The organism is Enterobacter nematophilus (assembly GCF_026344075.1).
GTDB lineage: Bacteria > Pseudomonadota > Gammaproteobacteria > Enterobacterales > Enterobacteriaceae > Enterobacter > Enterobacter nematophilus.
Genome location: NZ_JAPKNE010000002.1, coordinates 549,436 through 569,708, shown reverse-complemented (window position 1 = coordinate 569,708; position 20,273 = coordinate 549,436). Strand labels below are relative to the sequence as shown.

Below are 20,273 nucleotides of genomic sequence, written 5' to 3'. Positions count from 1 at the left end.
GCGCCACCGGGGGAATATGCCGGGTATATCGCCCGGCATATTTTTATCGCGGATAACCTTCCAGCAAGGTATTCAGGCGATCGGCCATCAATTCCCCGCGCCAGCCCGCCATCAGTTCCGGCACGCCATTCTGCGGTTTCAGCTTCCAGTGCCAGTTCAGCAGCTGGTTAATCTGCCTGCGTGACGCCAGCAGTTCTGCACTCAGCTTGCTTTCCGTTGCGGCGTCCTGCACCAGCGCTTTGATGTCCTTGAAAGCCTTGCGATAGCCCGGCATATCCATCAGATTCAGCAGCGGCTCAGGCAGCGCCTCTTCCGGCAGCGCCTGCGCTTTGGCGACCAGCGCCAGCAGGGTTTTACCGTGGAAGCGGATCTCGCTCCCCGAAAGCCCGATGCTGTCCAGTTCGCCCAGGCTGCCCGGCATATAGCGCGCGACCGCCCAGAGATGCTCTTCGCGAACCACAAAGTTAACGGCCAAATCGCGTTCGCGCGCTTTGCGTAAGCGCCAGTCGGCTAACAGCTGCAGGCAGGCCAGCTGACGCGTACGCAGCTGCCATGCGTTGCTGATGTCGCGCCAGGCCTCTTTCGGATCGACCACTTCCTGGCGACGCTGCTGCGTCATACGGCACTCGTCCAGCGCGGCAGACAGCCAGCCGGAGGCCTCCGCCTCTTTCATCAGCTGTCCGGCAATCGGCAGCAGGTAAAACACGTCTGCCGCCGCATATTCCAGCTGACGCTCGGTAAGCGGGCGCGCCAGCCAGTCGGTACGGGATTCACTTTTATCCAGCGTCAGGCCCGTATACTCCTCCACCATGGCGGCAAAGCCCCACGACAGCGGACGACCGCTGAACGCCGCGAGGATCTGCGTATCAATCAGCGGCTGAGGCATGATGCCAAAGGTGTTCAGAAAGACTTCCAGATCTTCACTGCCCGCGTGCAGGTATTTCGTTACCGCAGTATCCAGCAGCAGGTCACGCATCGGCGCCCAGTCGGTAATGCCGAGCGGGTCGATCAGCGAGACGTGCTTACCGTCGTACATCTGTATCAAACCCAGCTGTGGATAATAGGTGCGAGTACGGACAAACTCGGTATCCAGAGCGATGGCAGGAAAGTCGCGCGTCACTTCGCACAGCGAAGCCAGCTCGTCGTTGGTCGTGATCATCTGGTAATTCAAATCGGATTCTCTTTTGTTTGCGCCCATAAAAAACGCCGGCTTAACCGGCGTCTGGGCGATTAACGTGAAGCTCAGGCCTTATTGTCTACTTTGGCACGGGCTTCGTCACGTAATTCTCGTCGTAATATCTTCCCGACGTTGGATTTCGGCAGCTCATCGCGGAATTCCACCAGCTTCGGCACTTTATAGCCCGTCAGCTGACGGCGACAAAACGTTATCAGCGCTTCCTCGGTAAGAGAAGGATCTTTCTTGACCACAAATATCTTCACCGCTTCACCGCTGCTGCCGGAAGGAACGCCCACCGCCGCCACTTCCAGCACCCCGCTGTGCTGCATCACCACGTCTTCGATTTCGTTCGGATAGACGTTGAAGCCGGAGACCAGAATCATATCTTTTTTGCGATCGACGATGCGCAGGAAGCCTTCGTCATCCATCACCGCAATATCGCCGGTGTACAGCCAGCCGTCTTTGAGGATTTCGTCGGTCGCATCAGGGCGCTGCCAGTAACCCAGCATCACCTGCGGTCCTCTGACGCACAGTTCGCCCGGCTCACCGTGCGGCACTTCGTTACCCTCATCATCCACCAGCTTTGCTTCCGTGGACGGCACCGGCAGGCCGATGCTGCCGCTGTGGTAGTCGATGTCATGCGGGTTGACGCTGACCAGCGGGGCACATTCCGTCAAGCCATAGCCTTCCAGCAGATATTGCCCGGTAAGCTTCACCCAGCGCTCGGCCACCGCCTGCTGGACCGGCATGCCGCCGCCCGCGGAGAGATGCAGCGTGGAGAAATCGAGCTGCTGGAACTCTTTGTTGTTGAGCAGCGCGTTAAACAGGGTGTTCACCCCGGTCATGGCGGTAAACGGGTATTTTGCCAGCTCTTTCACCAGCCCCGGGATATCGCGCGGGTTGGTGATCAATACGTTTTGCCCGCCCAGCTCAATAAACAGCAGGCAGTTCATGGTCAGCGCGAAGATGTGATACAGCGGCAGCGCGGTGATCACAAGCTCTTTACCCGGATGGAGCAGCGGCCCGTAGGTGGCATTGACCTGCTCAAGGTTCGCCAGCATGTTGCGGTGGGTCAGCATCGCCCCTTTGGCCACGCCGGTGGTGCCGCCCGTGTATTGCAGGAAGGCCAGATCCTCTGAGACCACTTCCGGCTTGACGTACTGCATGCGATAGCCCGCATGCAGCGCGCGGCGGAAGGAGATAGCATCCGGCAGGTGGTATTTTGGCACCAGACGTTTGACGTATTTAACGACAAAGTTAACCAGCGTCCCTTTGGCGGTGGAAAGCTGATCCCCCATGCGCGTCAGGATGACGTGCTTCACCTGGGTTTTGTCGACCACCTTTTCCAGCGTGTGGGCAAAGTTAGAAACAATGACAATCGCCACCGCGCCGCTGTCGTTCAGCTGATGTTCCAGCTCGCGCGGCGTGTAAAGCGGGTTGACGTTGACGACAATCATCCCGGCACGCAGGATGCCGAACAATGCCACCGGGTATTGCAGCAGGTTCGGCATCATCAGCGCGACGCGATCCCCTTTTTGCAGCCCCAGCCCTTCCTGCAGATAAGCCGCAAACGCCCGGCTACGTTCCTCAAGCTTACGGAACGTCATCACCTCGCCCATATTCACAAACGCGGGCTGATCTGCGTAACGTCTTACCGAGTGCTCAAATAATTCCACCAGGGATTGATAACGGTCAGGATTGATCTCCGCAGGCACATCTGCGGGATAACGGTTAAGCCAAACCTTTTGCAATGCATCACCTCTGAAATGAGTGTTCGTCGTCATCACAGCCCCGATAATAAACAGTTTGTTAACATTATATTAACTCAGCGTACCAGTTTATTAATTGTTCAGATTGCAGGTTGCGAAGCGCGTCACTCTTTTTTTTCGTTTTATCCGTAAAAAAACAGAGACAGCGGCTGAGCCGCTGTCTCTTTCCTAATAATAACAGTAAGTTACTCAGTTACGATCGTTTGAACCTGCGCAGGGCCCGGATTATACCAGCCCCATCCCGGATAACCGTAACGATAAGGATGTGGACCCCACATCCACGGATCGATTGGCTGAGGCGGCATCACCACCTGCTGGGCGATACGCCAGCGCTTATAGCCGTTCACCTGCATGGTCATAAACTTGTACGGCGTGTTGCCGATTTTGCCCTGCACCGAACCGGTGATCGGCCCGACAACGGTTACCAGCTGTCCGCGAAAATCGACCGGGTCGAGGAAGCCACTAACGTCGGCATAGATGCGCCCGCGAGAGGCTTCACCGAGTACGGGACGCGCGCCGCTGTCGAGCGGTACCGTGGCAATTTCCAGACGGGTTTTCCCCTGCTGGTTCTGCACTTCTATCACTTTCCCACCGTAGCGCGCTTCCTGGCCGACGTAAAGCTCGGGCGCGTTCATTACCCGAACCAGATCCTGCTGTGGCGTCGGGCTGCTGCCCTTGATCGCATCAGGTACGGTTACGCAACCGCTCAGTGCTATGGCAACCGCGCCTGCCATAAAAAGGCGTACTACTTTAGTCTGAACCGCCATGATGCGACTCCTTTTTCTCAGTTCCTGTTACTGAGATTCACTCGCGGCCCGGAAGTTTCTTCCACGCGACGGTGTTTCGCAAATAAACCGGCTCCGCATGTTCAACGGCAACGGTTTTTCCTGCTGCAAGCAGCTGACGGGCAATCGGGAGCATATCTTCTGCCGCAGGCAGAAGCATGTTGCCGTCCACCAGCGTCACGCCGGTGCCGTTCGCCATCTCTGGCCACGCCGGCCAGCCCGTGCCGACCGTAGCCCACTCGCCGGACAGCTGCTTCAGGCGTTCAGTAACGGCTTCAGGCTTAAGCACCGCTTCCGTCTCTTCGCCGTGCCAGATGCCGTTTTCATCGCGGGTATATTCCGCCCAGTAAACTTCACCCATGCGAGCGTCAATAGCGGCCAGCACGCGGGTCGCGCCCGTCATGCGCCAGGCTCCCTCGGCCATCGTGGCAAGCGTAGAGACGCCGATCATTGGCAGGTCAGCGCCCAGCGCCAGCCCCTGCGCGATGCCAATCCCAATGCGCACGCCCGTAAAGCTGCCGGGACCGCGGCCAAAGGCCAGCGCGTCGAGGTCGGTTAAGGTGGTGTTGCCCTGGGTTAAAATGGCTTTTACCAGGGGCAGAATACGCTGGGTGTGTTCCCGTGGGCACTCTTCGAAATGAGCAGAAACAGCACCGTCGTTTAACAGAGCAACAGAGCAAGCCTCTGTCGCGGTATCAATAGCCAGAATTCGCATCAGTCTTCGCGCTCTCGCAAGGGTCAGTCACAAAATGGCGCGCATCTTAGCACACTCCGGGGCGAATTACTCCGCCGTTGGGTTTGCCAGGAAACGCACCGCGCGTTTAATGTCCCGCGTACGCGGGGCGGGCGGCAGGCTGGCGAGGAAGGTTGCGCCGTAAGGACGCATGACCAGCCGGTTATCACAAATGACCAGCACGCCGCGATCGGTCACGTCGCGGATCAGGCGCCCTACCCCCTGCTTCAGGGTAATGACCGCATCCGGCAGCTGAACCTCGTCAAACGGATCGCCCCCGCGCAGGCGGCAGTCTTCCATCCGCGCCTTGAGCAGCGGATCGTCCGGCGACGTGAACGGCAGCTTATCGATGATCACCAGCGAGAGCGTGTCGCCGCGCACGTCCACCCCTTCCCAGAAGCTGCTGGTCGCCACCAGCAGGGCGTTACCGGCGCTGACAAACTGCTGGAGCAGCTGGCCTTTGCTGGTTTCCCCCTGCAGCAGCACCGGCAGGGTCATGGTGGCGCGAAACTGCTCGGCGAGGTCGCGCATCATGGCGTGCGAGGTGCAGAGCATAAAGCAGCGCCCGTTGTTGGCCTCAATCATCGGCTTGAGCATCGCCGCGAGATGCCGCGCCGCCCCCGGCTGGTTCGGCAGCGGGAGATTGCGCGGCACGCACAGCAGCGCCTGCTTTTCGTAGTCAAACGGGCTGGGCAGCAGCAGTGATTCCGCCTGCTCAATGCCGAGGCGCTCGGTGAAGTGGTGCAGATCGTCATTTACCGACAGGGTTGCGGAGGTAAAGATCCAGCTTCCCGGCTTCTGCGCCATCACCTCTTTGAATTTATCGGCCACCGTCAGCGGCGTGAGCGCCAGGGTAAAGTGTCGGGAGGTGCATTCATACCAGTAGCTGTACCCCGGCTGATTGATCTCTTTTAGCCGTTTCAGCCGCCCGCGATAGAGCGTGGCGCGCTCGAAGGCGGCATCAAGCAGGGCGGAACGTCCGAGGGAGAGCTTCGCCACGTCGTAGCAGAGTTCCAGGGCATCATCGAGCAGCAGCAGCGCGCGCTGGATATTTTTGTCCGCCAGCAGCTCGCGCAGATTGCCGCGATAGCCCGGCTCGCCAAGCTGCAAGCGGAAATCCTGCGCGCTTTGCGCCAGGCGGTCGGCGCACTTCTGCAGCTGCTGGGTATCTTTGAGTTCGGTCCGGTAGGCAATGGTGAAATCTTTCGCCAGATCCTGAAGCTGGCGGCTGGAGAGCGACTGGCCGAAATACTGGCTGGCGATATCCGGCAGCTGGTGCGCTTCATCGAAGATCATCACATCCGCCTCCGGGATCAGCTCGCCGAAACCGCTGTCCTTAACCACCATGTCCGCGAGGAACAGGTGGTGGTTCACCACTACCACGTCTGCGTCCATCGCGGTTTTACGCGCTTTCACCACAAAACAGTCTTTATACAGCGGGCAGTCGCTGCCGAGGCAGTTGTCGTTAGTGCTGGTCACCAGCGGCCAGGCCGGGGAGTCTTCCGGCACGCTCGCGCAGGTGCTGATATCGCCCTCTTCGGTCTGGTTCGCCCAGGCGCGCAGGATAATGACGTCGCTCAGGGTTTGAACCGGCAGATCGCCGCCCGCCAGCGCCTGCTGTTCGAGTCGCTCCAGGCAAAGGTAGTTCGATCGCCCTTTCAGCAGCGCCAGGCGTCCTTTGTATTTCAGCGCTTTTGCGACGGTAGGCAGATCGCGGCTGTAGAGCTGATCCTGCAGCGCTTTCGATCCGGTGGAAATGATCACCTTCTTTTTCGCCCGCAGCGCCGGCACAAGGTAAGCATAGGTCTTACCCGTGCCGGTTCCGGCTTCAACCACCAGCGGCTGGGCCTTATCAATGGCGCGGGCAACGGCGTGCGCCATCTGTCGCTGAGGCTCACGAGGCTTGAAGCCGGGGATCGCCTGCGCTAATTGACCTTCAGGGGAAAAATCGTCTGCCACGTTGCTCTCTCACTGTATTTTTGCACAGGGATTATGTCAGCCCATCCTCTCCTGTGCCACCCCAAATAGTGACGACGGCAGAACAATATGGCAGTCTTGCCGCCTGACGACGAAAAATAACGAGGAAACGTTTATGACAATTGTGCGCATTGATGCCGAAGCCCGCTGGTCTGATGTGGTGATCCATAACCACACGCTGTACTACACCGGTGTACCGTCAAATCTGGACGCGGATGCGTTCGAGCAGACGGCGAATACCCTGGCGCAGATTGATGCCGTGCTGGAAAAACAGGGCAGCGACAAATCCCGCATTCTGGATGCGACCATTTTCCTGGCAAACAAAGACGATTTCGCGGCGATGAACAAAGCCTGGGATGCGTGGGTGGTGGCGGGTCACGCGCCTGTACGCTGCACCGTACAGGCCACGCTGATGAAACCGGAATACAAGGTTGAGATCAAGATTATCGCGGCGGTTTAAGCCCGATTACTCTTCATCTTCATCCTCAAAACGCGCCACGATCCGCTCGCCGGTATGGGTGGCGCGCAGCTCCTCCGCCACCTGGGAAATCGCCTGTCCGCTGCTCATCCCCTGGGACATCAGTTCCTGAATTCGCTCAACCGCTTTCTGCTGCTGTTCATGGCTCAGAGAAGGTAAACCTGCAAACATCGTCAACTCCTGCTAAATTATTCGCGCTAATTATTTCACGCTGCCCGGTAGTATGCCATACATGAACATGCGCTTCCCCACTGTTGTTACCTTACCCTGGCGCGCCGACGCCGCTGAGTTCTGGTTTGCCCGACTGAGCCACCTTCCCTTTGCCATGCTGCTGCACTCCGGCCATGCGGATCACCCCTACAGCCGCTTCGATATTCTGGTGGCCGATCCGCTGAAGACGCTGACGACCGACGATCTGCTGCCAATGGACGATCCGCTGATGCAGCTTCAGCAGGAAATCAACGCGCTGGGCTTAACCGCTACGCCGAACCCGGACCTGCCTTTCCAGGGGGGCGCGCTGGGGCTGTTTGGCTACGATTTGGGCCGCCGGTTCGAGACGCTGCCCGAGCATGCGCAGGCTGATATTTCCCTGCCGGACATGGCCGTGGGGCTGTACGACTGGGCGTTGATTGTGGACCACCAGAAAAAAACGGTCTCCCTGCTGAGCCATGGTGACGTGCAGGCGCGTCTGGCCTGGCTTGAGGCGCAGCATCCTGCCCCAGCTGAGACGTTTAACCTGACCTCCGGCTGGCGCTCGAACATGACCGCGCCGGAATACGCGGAAAAATTCGCGCGCGTTCAGGCGTATCTGCAAAGCGGCGACTGCTATCAGGTCAACCTTGCCCAGCGCTTCCAGGCAGCATACCAGGGGGACGAGTGGCAGGCGTTTACCCGTCTGAATGCCAGCAACAGGGCCCCGTTCAGCGCGTTCGTACGCCTGGAACAGGGAGCAATACTGAGCCTGTCGCCGGAGCGCTTTATCCATCTGGCGGAAGGTACGATTCAGACCCGCCCGATTAAAGGCACGTTACCGCGTATTGCGGACCCCGACGCCGATCGCCAGCAGGCGGAAAAACTCGCCGCATCACCGAAAGATCGTGCCGAAAACCTGATGATTGTCGACCTGATGCGTAACGATATTGGCCGGGTCGCAGAACCAGGCAGCGTGCGCGTGCCGGAGCTGTTCGTCGTCGAGCCTTTCCCGGCGGTACATCATCTGGTCAGCACCATTACCGCGCGCCTGCCCGCCTCTCGCACCGCCTGCGATCTGCTCCGCGCCGCGTTCCCGGGCGGCTCCATCACCGGCGCGCCAAAAATTCGCGCCATGGAAATCATCGACGAACTGGAACCGCACCGCCGCAACGCCTGGTGCGGCAGCATCGGCTATATCAGCCTGTGCGGCACCATGGATACCAGCATTACCATTCGCACGCTGACGGCCTGCGGCGGCAATCTGTACTGTTCTGCAGGGGGCGGCATTGTGGCGGACAGCCAGGTCGAGGCGGAATATCAGGAAACCTTTGATAAGGTGAACCGCATCCTGAAACAACTGGAGAACTAACGGTGGAGAAAGAGAACCTGACGCTGGATGATTTTCTGTCGCGCTTTCAGCTGCTGCGGCCGCAGGTCAACCGCGCCTCGCTGAATCAACGTCAGGCGGCGGTGCTGATCCCGGTGGTGCGCCGGGAACAGCCGGGCCTGCTGCTTACGCAGCGTTCGCCGCATATGCGCAAACACGCCGGTCAGGTGGCCTTCCCGGGAGGCGCGGTGGACAGCACCGACGCGTCGCTGATTGCCGCCGCGCTGCGGGAGGCGCAGGAGGAGGTGGCAATCCCGCCTGAAAGGGTCGAGGTCATCGGCGTGCTGCCGCCGGTCGACAGCGTGACCGGCTTTCAGGTCACGCCGGTGGTCGGCATTATTCCCCCCAATCTTCAGTATCACGCCAGCGTCGATGAAGTCTCAGCGGTGTTTGAGATGCCGCTCGAAGAGGCGCTCCGGCTAAGCCGCTATCATCCGCTGGATATCCATCGCCGGGGGCATGACCATCGGGTGTGGTTGTCCTGGTATCAGCATTATTTTGTCTGGGGCATGACCGCGGGCATCATTCGTGAACTGGCGCTACAAATCGGCCTGAAGCCTTGACTATACTTTACATTCCAGCCTTTTTTGCAGGTTTGCGATCCGCGTCGCGCTATTAGCAAAACCCATCGTTAACCATTAGTTTAATTCATGTGAATAGTTAAGCCGAGGTTGGTGTTCCCTCTTACACTATGCGCAGTTATAACATCGTTACTGGAACCCCGGTAACCCTGTCAGGAGTGTGAAAGTGATTAGTATATTCGACATGTTCAAAGTGGGGATTGGTCCTTCTTCTTCCCACACTGTAGGGCCGATGAAGGCCGGTAAACAGTTCGTCGATGATCTGGTCGAAAAAGGATTACTGGAAAGCGTTACCCGTGTCGCCGTAGACGTTTACGGTTCACTGTCATTAACGGGTAAAGGCCACCACACCGATATCGCCATTATTATGGGTCTGGCGGGCAATATGCCGGACACTGTTGATATTGATGCCATCCCGGCATTCATCCGCGACGTGGAAGCGCGCGGTCGCCTGCTGCTGGCTAACGGTCAGCACGAAGTGGATTTCCCGCAGGATGACGGCATGCGTTTTCGCAGCGACAACCTGCCGCTGCATGAAAACGGCATGACTATCCATGCCTGGAGCGGCGAAAAAGAGATCTACAGCAAAACCTACTACTCCATCGGCGGTGGCTTCATCGTTGACGAAGAGCATTTCGGTAAAGAGAGCGCGGGCGACGTGAACGTGCCCTATCCGTTCAAATCGGCCACCGAGATGCTGGGCTACTGCAAAGAGACCGGCCTGTCGCTGTCCGGCATGGTGATGCAGAACGAGCTGGCGCTGCACAGCAAAAAAGAGATCGAAGACTATTTTGCCAACGTGTGGCAAACCATGCGCGCCTGTATCGATCGCGGGATGAATACCGAAGGCGTGCTGCCTGGGCCACTGCGCGTGCCGCGTCGTGCCTCTGCCCTGCGCCGTATGCTGGTGACCACGGACAAATTCTCTAACGACCCGATGAACGTGGTCGACTGGGTCAACATGTTTGCCCTGGCGGTTAACGAAGAGAACGCCGCGGGGGGGCGTGTCGTGACGGCGCCAACCAACGGTGCGTGCGGGATCGTTCCGGCGGTGCTGGCCTACTACGATCACTTTATCGAGCCCGTGACGCCGGATATCTATATCCGCTATTTCCTCGCGGCAGGCGCTATCGGCGCGCTGTACAAGATGAACGCGTCTATTTCAGGCGCTGAAGTGGGCTGTCAGGGCGAAGTGGGCGTAGCCTGCTCCATGGCGGCGGCCGGTCTGGCCGAGCTGCTGGGCGCAAGCCCTGAGCAGGTTTGCGTGGCGGCGGAAATTGGCATGGAACATAACCTCGGTCTGACCTGTGACCCGGTCGCCGGCCAGGTGCAGGTGCCGTGCATCGAGCGTAACGCGATTGCCTCCGTCAAAGCGATTAACGCCTCGCGCATGGCGATGCGCCGTACCAGCGAACCACGCGTGTCGCTGGATAAGGTTATCGAAACCATGTACGAAACCGGCAAAGACATGAACGCGAAGTACCGTGAGACCTCGCGCGGCGGTCTGGCCATTAAGGTGCAGTGCGACTAATCCTCTCTTTCGCCCATCCGCAACGGATGGGCGAATTTCTCCCTTCATTCTCGTCTCCTTCTTCTTTCCCCACTACACTTTTTACGGTCGCGGCTGCTCGCGCTCGGCCTGGCATCAGGCAGCGGCTAAATAGCGAACGGGTTGAGAGAAGCAGGCGCGGTAGTAACGCCTCAATGGCTGGCGGGAAAATCTTCCCCGCCAGAAGATCGTAACGGGCACATCGTACCCGTTAAGCAGACTTATTCATCTTCGTCGTGTGCAGACTGTTCTTTAACAATGCGGACCAGATCGACGCGGTAGTCGTTAGCTTCAACGATAGTGATGTGCAATGGAGGAAGCTCGATCACATCCCCGACGCGCGGGATCTGACCGTTTACGGCGATAACCAGCCCCGCCACGGTTGCGATGTCTTCTTCATCGTTAACCACGTTTTCCAGCCCCAGCGTATGCGAGAGCGCGTGCAGGTCGGTCGCACCTTTGACCAGCCAGCCTTCGCCGTCGGCCACAATCTCAGGCGTTTCGTCTTCATCCGGGAATTCACCGGCAATCGCTTCAAGCACGTCCAGCGGCGTCACCAGCCCCTGTACCACACCAAACTCGTTGGTGACGATAACAAAGCTACCGCGCGCGCGACGCAATACGCCCAGCAGGTTGATCGGATCCAGCGTTTCCGGCACGACAATCGCCGGCGACGAAGCTGCGATGGCCTCCACGTTGACGCCCTCTTCCAGCGCCACCAGCATCTCTTTCGCCCGCACGACGCCGATGATTTCATCCAGCTCACCGCGGCATACCGGGAACAGACTGTGCGGAGATGAGAGCAATTGCTGACGAATTTCATCAACGCTCAGGTTCGCATCGACCCAGCTAATTTCCCCGCGCGGCGTCATAATGCCGCGCAGCGAGCGGGAGGCCAGGGAGAGCACGCCGTTAATCATGTAGCGCTCCTCTTCCACAAACGCCCCTTCCGGGACCGGCACCGGGTTACGGTTTTCGGAATCAGACTGGACGTTCACCTGGCGACGCCCGCCCATCAGGCGCAGAATGGCGTCCGCCGTGCGGGCGCGCAGCGGCTGATTAGACTGCTGCTTAATAAAGTTACGGCGCGCAATCTGGTTGAACAGTTCGATCAGAATCGAGAAACCAATCGCGGCGTACAGGTAGCCTTTCGGAATATGGAAGCCGAAACCTTCCGCCACCAGGCTCAGACCAATCATCAGCAGGAAGCTCAGACACAGCACAACCACCGTTGGATGCTGGTTGACGAAGCGCGTCAGCGGTTTCGAGGCCAGCAGCATCACCGCCATCGCAATCACGACAGCCGCCATCATCACCGGCAGGTGGTTCACCATACCGACCGCGGTAATGACCGCATCCAGCGAGAAGACCGCATCCAGCACCACGATTTGCAGTACCACGACCCAGAAGCTGGCGTAGCCCTTACCGTGCCCATCATCGTGCTGACGGTTCTCCAGCCGTTCATGCAGCTCTGTTGTCGCTTTGAACAGCAGGAATATCCCCCCGATCAGCATGATCAAATCACGCCCGGAGAAGGTGTAGTCCATCACGGAGAAGAGCGGTTTGGTCAGCGTGACCATCCACGAGATCACGGACAGCAAGCCCAGTCGCATGATCAACGCCAGCGACAGGCCAATCAAACGTGCTTTATCACGCTGTTTTGGCGGGAGCTTGTCCGCAAGGATGGCGATAAACACCAGGTTATCAATACCGAGAACGATCTCCAGTACGACCAGCGTGAGCAGTCCCACCCAGATTGACGGGTCCATTAAGAATTCCATGACAAGCTCCTGCTAAAGGAATGACAAAACGGTGCCCCGCTCAACGTGGGCAAATAAGAGGCAGACAGAGTCGATACGTGGCGTGGTTCGCCGGTGAAAAAGGCGCGGAATGGCCTGGTAGATGACTGACGTCGGTGACGGTCCATATAGTGGGCTGTAGCCCTATACTCCTGAACAATTAAACGGAGGCTAAACATATCAGAGACAATAGGTTTTAAGCAAAGATTTACGTTCATTTGCAAAAACGTAATAAGACTAAATTTGTGTTGAGAATTTTCTCGATCGGGAAAGCTAAATTACGGATCTTCATCACATAAATTATTTTTTCACTGTCTAAAATAATTCGCGGAAGTCTTAGTTTTTTAACTCTAACCCTTATCTGAATCGATTCGGTTCGCCAATACGATTCTCAGTACGTCTGTCCGGCAGGCGTATTAATGATAATAAAAGGAGGTAGCAAGTGACCATTGCTATTGTCATAGGCACACATGGTTGGGCTGCTGAGCAGCTACTCAAAACGGCAGAGATGCTGTTGGGCGAGCAGGAAAACGTCGGCTGGATCGATTTCGTTCCCGGTGAAAATGCCGAGACGCTGATTGAGAAGTACAACGCTCAACTCGCGAAGCTGGATACCAGCAAAGGCGTGCTGTTTCTCGTCGATACATGGGGCGGCAGTCCGTTTAATGCTGCCAGCCGTATTGTCGTCGATAAAGAGCATTATGAAGTCGTCGCCGGGGTTAACATTCCTATGCTGGTGGAAACCTTTATGGCGCGCGACGACAACCCGAGCTTCGATGAGCTGGTCGCGCTGGCCGTTGAAACCGGTCGCGAAGGGGTGAAAGCCCTGAAGGCTCAGCCGGTTGAAAAACCCGCCCCTGCCCCGGCTGCGGCGGCACCGAAAGCAGCGGCACCGGCAAAACCGATGGGACCGAACGATTACATGGTCATCGGTCTGGCGCGTATTGATGACCGTCTGATTCACGGACAGGTTGCGACACGCTGGACCAAAGAGACCAACGTACAACGCATCATCGTGGTCAGCGACGAAGTTGCCGCTGATACCGTCCGTAAAACCCTTCTGACTCAGGTTGCACCACCGGGCGTTACCGCGCACGTGGTGGATGTCGCCAAGATGATCCGCGTTTACAACAACCCGAAATATGCGGGTGAACGCGTGATGCTCCTGTTTACGAACCCGACAGACGTCGAGCGCATTGTTGAAGGCGGCGTGAAAATCACCTCCGTGAACATCGGCGGTATGGCTTTCCGTCAGGGCAAAACGCAGGTCAACAACGCGATTTCAGTCGATGCAAAAGATATCGAGGCGTTCAACAAGCTGAATGCCCGCGGTATTGAGCTGGAAGCCCGTAAGGTTTCCACTGACCAGAAACTGAAAATGATGGATTTGATCGGTAAAGTTGGGAAATAAGCCCGCGCCGGTTTTTCACATAAAGCTTATGTTATAGGAGAAGTACAATGGAGATTACCACTCTTCAGATTGTGCTGGTGTTCATCGTCGCGTGTATTGCGGGTATGGAATCCGTACTTGATGAATTTCAGTTCCACCGCCCTCTGGTGGCCTGTACGTTGATTGGTGCCGTTCTGGGTGATATGAAAACCGGTATCATCATCGGGGGTACGCTGGAAATGATCGCCCTGGGCTGGATGAACATCGGTGCAGCCGTTGCGCCAGATGCCGCACTGGCCTCTATCATCTCAACCGTTCTGGTTATTGCCGGTCATCAGAGTATCGGTGCAGGTATCGCCCTGGCCATTCCTCTGGCCGCAGCAGGCCAGGTGCTGACCATCATCGTTCGTACTATCACCGTGGCCTTCCAGCACGCGGCGGATAAGGCGGCCGAAAACGGCAACCTCACGGCGCTCTCCTGGATCCACGTGTCGTCCCTGTTCCTGCAGGCGATGCGTATCGCAATCCCGGCGGTTATCGTTGCGATCTCTGTCGGCACCAGTGAAGTTCAGGGCATGCTGAACGCGATCCCTGAAGTGGTCACCAGCGGTCTGAACATCGCGGGCGGTATGATCGTCGTGGTGGGTTACGCGATGGTCATCAACATGATGCGCGCAGGCTACCTGATGCCGTTCTTCTACCTCGGCTTCGTCACCGCTGCATTCACCAACTTCAACCTGGTTGCTCTGGGCGTGATTGGTGCCGTGATGGCGATTCTCTACATCCAGCTCAGCCCGAAATACAACCGCGTTGCGGGTGCCCCAGCGCAGGCTGCTGGTAACAACGATCTCGATAACGAACTGGACTAACAGGTGAGCGAAATGGTTGATATGACAAAAACTACCACCGAGAAAAAACTCACTCCGGGTGATATTCGTGGCGTGTTCATCCGTTCTAACCTGTTTCAGGGTTCATGGAACTTCGAACGTATGCAGGCGCTGGGCTTCTGCTTCTCCATGGTACCGGCGATCAAACGCCTGTATCCGGAAAACAACGAAGCGCGCCGTCAGGCGATTAAGCGTCACCTGGAATTCTTCAACACCCATCCTTACGTTGCGGCTCCAGTTCTGGGCGTGACGCTGGCGATGGAAGAGCAGCGTGCGAACGGCGCGGAGATTGACGATGGTGCTATCAACGGTATCAAAGTCGGTCTGATGGGTCCGCTGGCCGGCGTGGGCGACCCTATCTTCTGGGGTACCGTTCGTCCGGTCTTCGCGGCCCTGGGTGCCGGGATCGCGATGAGCGGCAGCCTGCTCGGGCCTCTGCTGTTCTTTATCCTGTTCAACGCGGTGCGTCTGCTGACCCGTTACTACGGCGTGGCCTACGGCTACCGTAAGGGCGTGGACATCGTTAAGGATATGGGCGGCGGCTTCCTGCAGAAACTGACCGAGGGGGCGTCAATTCTCGGCCTGTTTGTGATGGGGGCGCTGGTTAACAAGTGGACGCACGTGAACATCCCGCTGGTGGTTTCGACCATCACCGGTCAGGATGGTCAGACCCGCGTCACCACCGTGCAGACGATTCTGGACCAGCTGATGCCTGGCCTGGTGCCGCTGCTGTTGACCTTCGCCTGTATGTGGCTGCTGCGTAAGAAAGTGAACCCGCTGTGGATCATCGTTGGCTTCTTCGTCATCGGTATCGCGGGTTACGCTGTCGGCCTGCTGGGCCTGTAAGACTTTGCGTTATCGACCGGGGGCTTGCCCCCGGTCTTTTTATCTGGAGGATGAATGACTGTTACGGACATCGTACTGGTTTTGTTTATTGTTGCCCTTCTGGCTTATGCCATCTACGACGAGTTCATTATGCCTCGCCGCCACGGCGAGACGCTGCTGACCCTTCCCCTCTTGCGCCGAGGACGCATTGATGCGTTTATCTTCGCCGGCCTGGTGGTCATTCTGATTTACAATAACGTGACCAGCCACGGTGCAATATTAACCACATGGTTATTATGTGCGCTGGCATTAATGGCGGTTTACCTGTTCTGGATCCGCTCGCCAAAACTCATTTTTAAAAAACACGGATTCTTCTTCGCCAACGTATGGATAGAATATAACCGCATTAAAGAGATGAATTTATCCGAAGACGGCGTGTTAGTGATGCAATTAGAACAACGCCGCCTGCTCATCCGGGTCAAAAATATTGATGACCTTGAGAAAATTTACAAATTACTCGTTAAAACTCAATGAGTTATTATTATAACCTCGGCTATATATTGTGATATTCTTTCACAAAGAATATAGCCATTGCTATATCTCCCCTCCTCTTTCACTTATATTTATTAACGATATTTTCACGCATAAACCTAAATGAAAATCGTTATCAAAAAAGCGAATAAATTAAGCCTTTCTCGTTGTTGTTTTATATTCTCAAAATATGTTAAGGTTGCGCCCGTCGTTGGGGAGTAGCCGATTTCCTGCACGCAGGAAATGTACGTGTCAACATACTCGTTGAAAAACGTGGCGCGTACGGATCGCTTTCAGCACGCATATTGTGCAAAAGGGATCAGGCGAGACCATAGATACATCAACTGCTGTTTACTGGGGGCAGTGATGTGTCATATGGATATCCCCGGTCTGGACGCTCTTATGAACATCTCCGCTACGATCCTTCTCGCTTTTGGCATGTCCATGGACGCATTTGCGGCTTCCATCGGCAAAGGCGCCACGCTCCACAAACCTAAATTCTCAGAAGCTCTGCGCACCGGTCTGATCTTTGGTGCCATCGAAACGCTGACGCCGCTCATCGGCTGGGGTTTAGGCATGCTCGCCAGCCAGTTCGTGCTGGAGTGGAACCACTGGATTGCCTTCGTCCTGCTGGTGTTTCTCGGTGGCCGAATGGTGATTGAAGGTTTTCGCGGGAATGATGATGAAGATGAAGCGCCGCTGCAACGCCACGGCTTCTGGCTGCTGGTCACTACGGCAATCGCCACCAGCCTGGACGCCATGGCCGTCGGGGTGGGCCTGGCGTTTCTGCAGGTCAACATTATCGCTACCGCGCTGGCTATTGGCTGTGCAACGCTGATTATGTCCACGCTGGGCATGATGGTCGGGCGGTTTATCGGCCCGCTGCTGGGTAAACGCGCCGAGATCTTAGGCGGTATTGTGCTGATCGGCATTGGTGCCCAGATCCTCTGGGCACACTTCGCGCCTTAAGCGTCGCGCTGCCAGACGTGAATACTGAAATCCGTCTGGCAGCCAAACGTCGTTCGCGCCGCTAGCGCATCCCAGACTTCCGGCTTTGCCCGCCACGCGAACGGCGTCATCTGCAGCAGGGCTACCGCTTCTTCCCCGTTCAAATTCATTTCATACGCCACCGAGCGCTCCTGCTTCAGAGTAAAGCCTGTCAGCTGTTCGGAGTGTGGGGCATGCAGGCGCACCTCGTCGTAAATGAGCCCTTTCAGCTCCATCAGGTGACGTGGGCCCGGCGTGACGGTTATCACCCAGCCTCCGGGCTTCACCACGCGCGCCAGCTCGTCTGCTTTACACGGCGCGTAGATGCGGATAACGGCGTCCATACTGGCATCCTCAAACGGCAGCCGGTGGCTGGATGCCACGCAGAACGTCACGCCAGCGTAACGTTTAGCCGCCGCGCGGATCGCCACTTTCGACACGTCGAGACCGAATGTCACTCCCCCCTTCTCACGCACCACATCCGCAAACCGTGCGGTGTAGTACCCTTCCCCGCAGCCGATATCAAGCATGGCGGACGCGGAGTCAGGCAGCATGTCACCCAGCATCTGCGCCACCGTCTCCCGCAGCGGCAGATAGTGCCCGGCATCGAGAAACGCCCTGCGCGCCTGCATCATCTCTGCGCTATCGCCCGGATCGCGGGAGCGCTTGTGCTGCACCGGAAGAAGATTCACATACCCTTCTTTCGCCATATCAAACTGATGTCCCTTCGGACAGGCATAACTTTTATCTGAGCGCATCAGGGGCGCGTGGCAAAGGGGACAGCTGAAGGACATGACAACTCCGGAACATAAACCAAAGGGCGAAGTGTACCGCTATTTGCCCCGCTATAAAACGGCTGGATCACCGCATGACGATAAGGTGGTCAGAACCGGCAGGCAGGCCATCGGGTTTAATATTCTCCAGGCGCAGCACGTTGCCCATGATTTCGCTGAAGACCGGCGCGGAAACCGCCCCGCCATAGTAGGCCCCGTTTTGAGGATCGTTAATCACCACCACCAGGGCGAAACGCGGGTCGCTGGCAGGCGCAACGCCCGCGGTATAGGCGACGTATTTATCGACATATTTGCCGCTATCATCAATTTTCTTCGCCGTCCCGGTCTTCACCGCCACGCGATAATCGCGAACGGCGGCCTTAACGCCACCGCCGCCGGGCAGCGCGACGCTCTCCATCATATGCTCCACTTCATGGGCGATCTCCTCCGGCATGACGCGGCGGCCGATAACGGGGGGATCGATGCGGGTGATGGAGAGTGGGCGCTCAAGCCCGAAGCCGCCAATCGTCGCGTAGACGTGAGCCAGCTGAAGCGGCGTGACCATAAGGCCGTAGCCAAAGGCAAAGGTCGCACGGTCAAGCTGGCTCCAGTATTTACGCTGTGGCAACAGCCCGGCGCTTTCGCCCGTCAAGCCCAGCCCCGTGTTGGTGCCAAACCCAAAGTTTCGATAAGTATCAATAAGATGCTGGACAGGCATCGCCAGCGAGAGCCGGGATACGCCGGTGTCGCTCGATTTTTGCAGGATCCCGGTCATGGTCAGTTCAGGATAATAACCCACGTCGCGGATACGATGCCCGTCAAGGGTATACGGGTGGGTATCAATGACGCTGTCCGGCTGGACCAGACCCTGCTGCAGGGCCGTCATCAGCACCAGCGGCTTGACGGTCGAACCGGGCTCGAACGTATCGCTGATTGCCCGGTTGCGAAAATCATTTATCGTCGCACCTTCCCGGTTATTGGGGTTGAAGTCCGGATAGCTCGCCATAGCGAGTATTTCCCCGGTGGGGATATTAATTAACACCGATGCTCCTGACTCGGCCTTGTTCCAGGCCACGGCATTATCGAGCGCATCCTCGGTAATGGTTTGCAGACGCTCGTCAATACTCAACTGGATGTTATGCGCCGGCGTGGGCGCCACTTCCGTCAGGTTTTCAACCACGCGACCATAGCGATCCTCTCTGACCTGTCGAATACCCGCTTTACCCGTTAGCTGCGCATTGAAGCTTTTCTCCACCCCTTCAATGCCCTGCCCGTCAATATTGGTAAAGCCAATCAGGTTCGCCGCCACGTGGCCTGCCGGGTAAAAACGGCGGGATTCATCGCGTAAATTAATCCCCGGCAGATTAAGCTTATCAATCCACTTCGCCTGAGCAGGATCGACCTGACGCGCCAGGTAGATGAAGCGGCCCTGGGGGTTGGCGTTAATCCGTGATGAAAGGGCGCTCAACGAAAGATGCAGCGCGCTCGCCAGGGCCTGCCAGCGTTCATCAAAACCAACGCCCCCTTTTGCCAGCACCGTTTTAGGATCGGCCCATACGGCCCGGACGGGCACGCTGACCGCCAGAGGTCTCCCTTCACGATCCATAATCATCCCACGCGGCGCATCAATCGCCAGCTGACGGAGGGATCGCATATCTTCCTGCTTTACCAGATTGTCAGGTTTGATGATTTGTAGCCAGGCAACGCGGCCAAGTAAAAAAGCCAGACTGCAGAAAATAGCGAAACAGAGCAGCGCAAAACGCGCCGGCGTGAAATTGCCAGCGGTTAATATCAATTTCTTCTTCACCTGAACCCCAGGACTGTTAAACAACGCTCTGATTTAACGAGAAAAGATGCGTTTTGGGAGGCGAAACTGTGATACTAACCTCGCAGCTTTGCAACAAGTTGCTAACAAGACGGGAGATAGTAATATTTTGAAAGATAGGGAATAAAAAAGCCCCGCATGATGCGAGGCTTTATGTCTGAGAGTGAAGCGCTGTGCGCCCCAGTCAGCAGCGGTTCGATCAGATAGCAGTTACGTTAACTGCAGCTGGGCCTTTCTGGCCGTCCTGAATTTCGAACTCAACGTTCTGGCCTTCAGCCAGAGTTTTGAAGCCGTTACCCTGGATTGCAGAGAAGTGTACGAACACGTCTTTGCTGCCGTCAGCAGGAGTAATGAAACCAAAACCTTTAGACTCGTTGAACCACTTAACTTGACCTTTAATCTTTGCCATTTTGCAAAATTCCTTAGAGTGTTTTCTTAGCCCGCAGGCATTAACTGAGATAAAACTGAGACATTACTGCATGAGGCACTAATATAAGGTTCGGCAGAGAAGCGGTATTCAACGACAACGTGTTTACTCAGGACTTCTTTACTGAAAATGCCACACATAAACAGAACTGTACCTCGTTTGACCCAAAACGTGTTATCACACACTATGTTTAATATGGCA

Annotated in this window: 19 protein-coding genes and 1 pseudogene; 9 read left to right on the top strand and 11 right to left on the bottom strand. The window is 56.8% G+C overall.

Annotated features, from left to right (window positions below; genetic code table 11):
* Window positions 1-43: 43 nt before the first annotated feature.
* From rnd to OSH03_RS09345, 5 genes are all read right to left on the bottom strand, one after another.
* Window positions 44-1,159 (bottom strand): ribonuclease D, encoded by a 1,116-nt coding sequence (rnd, locus tag OSH03_RS09365; RefSeq protein WP_151412515.1) that lies wholly within the window; start codon window positions 1,157-1,159, stop codon window positions 44-46.
* Window positions 1,160-1,242: 83 nt separating this feature from the next.
* Window positions 1,243-2,928 carry a long-chain-fatty-acid--CoA ligase FadD gene (fadD, locus tag OSH03_RS09360; RefSeq protein WP_151412488.1) on the bottom strand — a complete coding sequence of 562 codons (1,686 nt, stop codon included), beginning with the start codon at window positions 2,926-2,928 and terminating at the stop codon, window positions 1,243-1,245.
* A gap of 203 nt (window positions 2,929-3,131) precedes the next feature.
* Window positions 3,132-3,713, bottom strand: coding sequence for a Slp family lipoprotein (locus OSH03_RS09355; protein WP_266178876.1), 582 nt, complete (start codon window positions 3,711-3,713; stop codon window positions 3,132-3,134).
* A gap of 37 nt (window positions 3,714-3,750) precedes the next feature.
* Window positions 3,751-4,446, bottom strand: a complete 696-nt coding sequence (gene tsaB, locus OSH03_RS09350; protein WP_061097906.1) for a tRNA (adenosine(37)-N6)-threonylcarbamoyltransferase complex dimerization subunit type 1 TsaB — start codon at window positions 4,444-4,446, stop codon at window positions 3,751-3,753.
* 66 nt (window positions 4,447-4,512) lie between these two features.
* The gene (locus OSH03_RS09345; protein WP_266178875.1) at window positions 4,513-6,423 is read right to left on the bottom strand and encodes a DNA repair helicase YoaA; all 1,911 of its coding nucleotides are present in this window, start codon (window positions 6,421-6,423) and stop codon (window positions 4,513-4,515) included.
* Window positions 6,424-6,556: 133 nt separating this feature from the next.
* Between OSH03_RS09345 and OSH03_RS09340 the strand changes: the two genes are divergently transcribed.
* Window positions 6,557-6,901, top strand: a complete 345-nt coding sequence (locus OSH03_RS09340; protein ID WP_151412486.1) for a RidA family protein — start codon at window positions 6,557-6,559, stop codon at window positions 6,899-6,901.
* Window positions 6,902-6,907: 6 nt separating this feature from the next.
* Here the strand turns inward: OSH03_RS09340 and OSH03_RS09335 are convergent, their stop codons facing one another.
* A complete protein-coding gene (locus tag OSH03_RS09335; RefSeq protein ID WP_008500497.1) occupies window positions 6,908-7,090 on the bottom strand; it encodes a YoaH family protein in 183 nt (60 codons plus the stop codon).
* A gap of 61 nt (window positions 7,091-7,151) precedes the next feature.
* Between OSH03_RS09335 and pabB the strand changes: the two genes are divergently transcribed.
* The 3 genes from pabB (at window position 7,152) to sdaA (ending at window position 10,610) form a co-directional block, all read left to right on the top strand.
* Entirely contained in the window at window positions 7,152-8,480 is a 1,329-nt protein-coding gene (gene pabB, locus OSH03_RS09330) for an aminodeoxychorismate synthase component 1 (RefSeq protein ID WP_266178934.1), read from the top strand.
* Window positions 8,481-8,482: 2 nt separating this feature from the next.
* Entirely contained in the window at window positions 8,483-9,061 is a 579-nt protein-coding gene (locus tag OSH03_RS09325; RefSeq protein WP_061097904.1) for a CoA pyrophosphatase, read from the top strand.
* 184 nt (window positions 9,062-9,245) lie between these two features.
* Window positions 9,246-10,610 (top strand): L-serine ammonia-lyase, encoded by a 1,365-nt coding sequence (sdaA, locus tag OSH03_RS09320; protein ID WP_028013531.1) that lies wholly within the window; start codon window positions 9,246-9,248, stop codon window positions 10,608-10,610.
* Between the two features lie 239 nt (window positions 10,611-10,849).
* Here the strand turns inward: sdaA and yoaE are convergent, their stop codons facing one another.
* Window positions 10,850-12,409, bottom strand: coding sequence for a CNNM family cation transport protein YoaE (gene yoaE / locus OSH03_RS09315; RefSeq protein WP_151412484.1), 1,560 nt, complete (start codon window positions 12,407-12,409; stop codon window positions 10,850-10,852).
* 460 nt (window positions 12,410-12,869) lie between these two features.
* On the opposite strand from yoaE, the gene manX reads away from it, so the two are divergent.
* The 5 genes from manX (at window position 12,870) to mntP (ending at window position 17,029) form a co-directional block, all read left to right on the top strand.
* Window positions 12,870-13,838 carry a PTS mannose transporter subunit IIAB gene (gene manX / locus OSH03_RS09310; RefSeq protein ID WP_061097902.1) on the top strand — a complete coding sequence of 323 codons (969 nt, stop codon included), beginning with the start codon at window positions 12,870-12,872 and terminating at the stop codon, window positions 13,836-13,838.
* A gap of 47 nt (window positions 13,839-13,885) precedes the next feature.
* A complete protein-coding gene (gene manY, locus OSH03_RS09305) occupies window positions 13,886-14,686 on the top strand; it encodes a PTS mannose transporter subunit IIC (RefSeq protein WP_003859914.1) in 801 nt (266 codons plus the stop codon).
* Window positions 14,687-14,698: 12 nt separating this feature from the next.
* Window positions 14,699-15,550: a PTS mannose transporter subunit IID gene (locus OSH03_RS09300; RefSeq protein ID WP_006810994.1), complete on the top strand. Its 852-nt coding sequence runs from the start codon at window positions 14,699-14,701 to the stop codon at window positions 15,548-15,550.
* A 54-nt stretch (window positions 15,551-15,604) separates the two neighbouring features.
* Window positions 15,605-16,063 carry a DUF986 family protein gene (locus OSH03_RS09295; RefSeq protein WP_266178874.1) on the top strand — a complete coding sequence of 153 codons (459 nt, stop codon included), beginning with the start codon at window positions 15,605-15,607 and terminating at the stop codon, window positions 16,061-16,063.
* A gap of 399 nt (window positions 16,064-16,462) precedes the next feature.
* Complete coding sequence (mntP, locus tag OSH03_RS09290; protein WP_266178873.1) at window positions 16,463-17,029, top strand: manganese efflux pump MntP; 567 nt, start codon at window positions 16,463-16,465, stop codon at window positions 17,027-17,029.
* Here mntP and rlmA read toward each other — a convergent pair.
* The 4 genes and pseudogenes from rlmA to OSH03_RS09270 form a co-directional block, all read right to left on the bottom strand.
* Entirely contained in the window at window positions 17,026-17,841 is an 816-nt protein-coding gene (rlmA, locus tag OSH03_RS09285; protein ID WP_266178872.1) for a 23S rRNA (guanine(745)-N(1))-methyltransferase, read from the bottom strand. The genes mntP and rlmA overlap by 4 nt on opposite strands.
* Window positions 17,842-17,908: 67 nt before the next feature.
* Window positions 17,909-19,627: a peptidoglycan glycosyltransferase FtsI gene (ftsI, locus tag OSH03_RS09280; protein ID WP_266178871.1), complete on the bottom strand. Its 1,719-nt coding sequence runs from the start codon at window positions 19,625-19,627 to the stop codon at window positions 17,909-17,911.
* Between the two features lie 217 nt (window positions 19,628-19,844).
* Window positions 19,845-20,054, bottom strand: a complete 210-nt coding sequence (gene cspE / locus OSH03_RS09275; RefSeq protein ID WP_001062678.1) for a transcription antiterminator/RNA stability regulator CspE — start codon at window positions 20,052-20,054, stop codon at window positions 19,845-19,847.
* 13 nt (window positions 20,055-20,067) lie between these two features.
* Window positions 20,068-20,212, bottom strand: a pseudogene (locus OSH03_RS09270) (DUF2627 domain-containing protein).
* Between the last annotated feature and the right edge of the window lie 61 nt (window positions 20,213-20,273).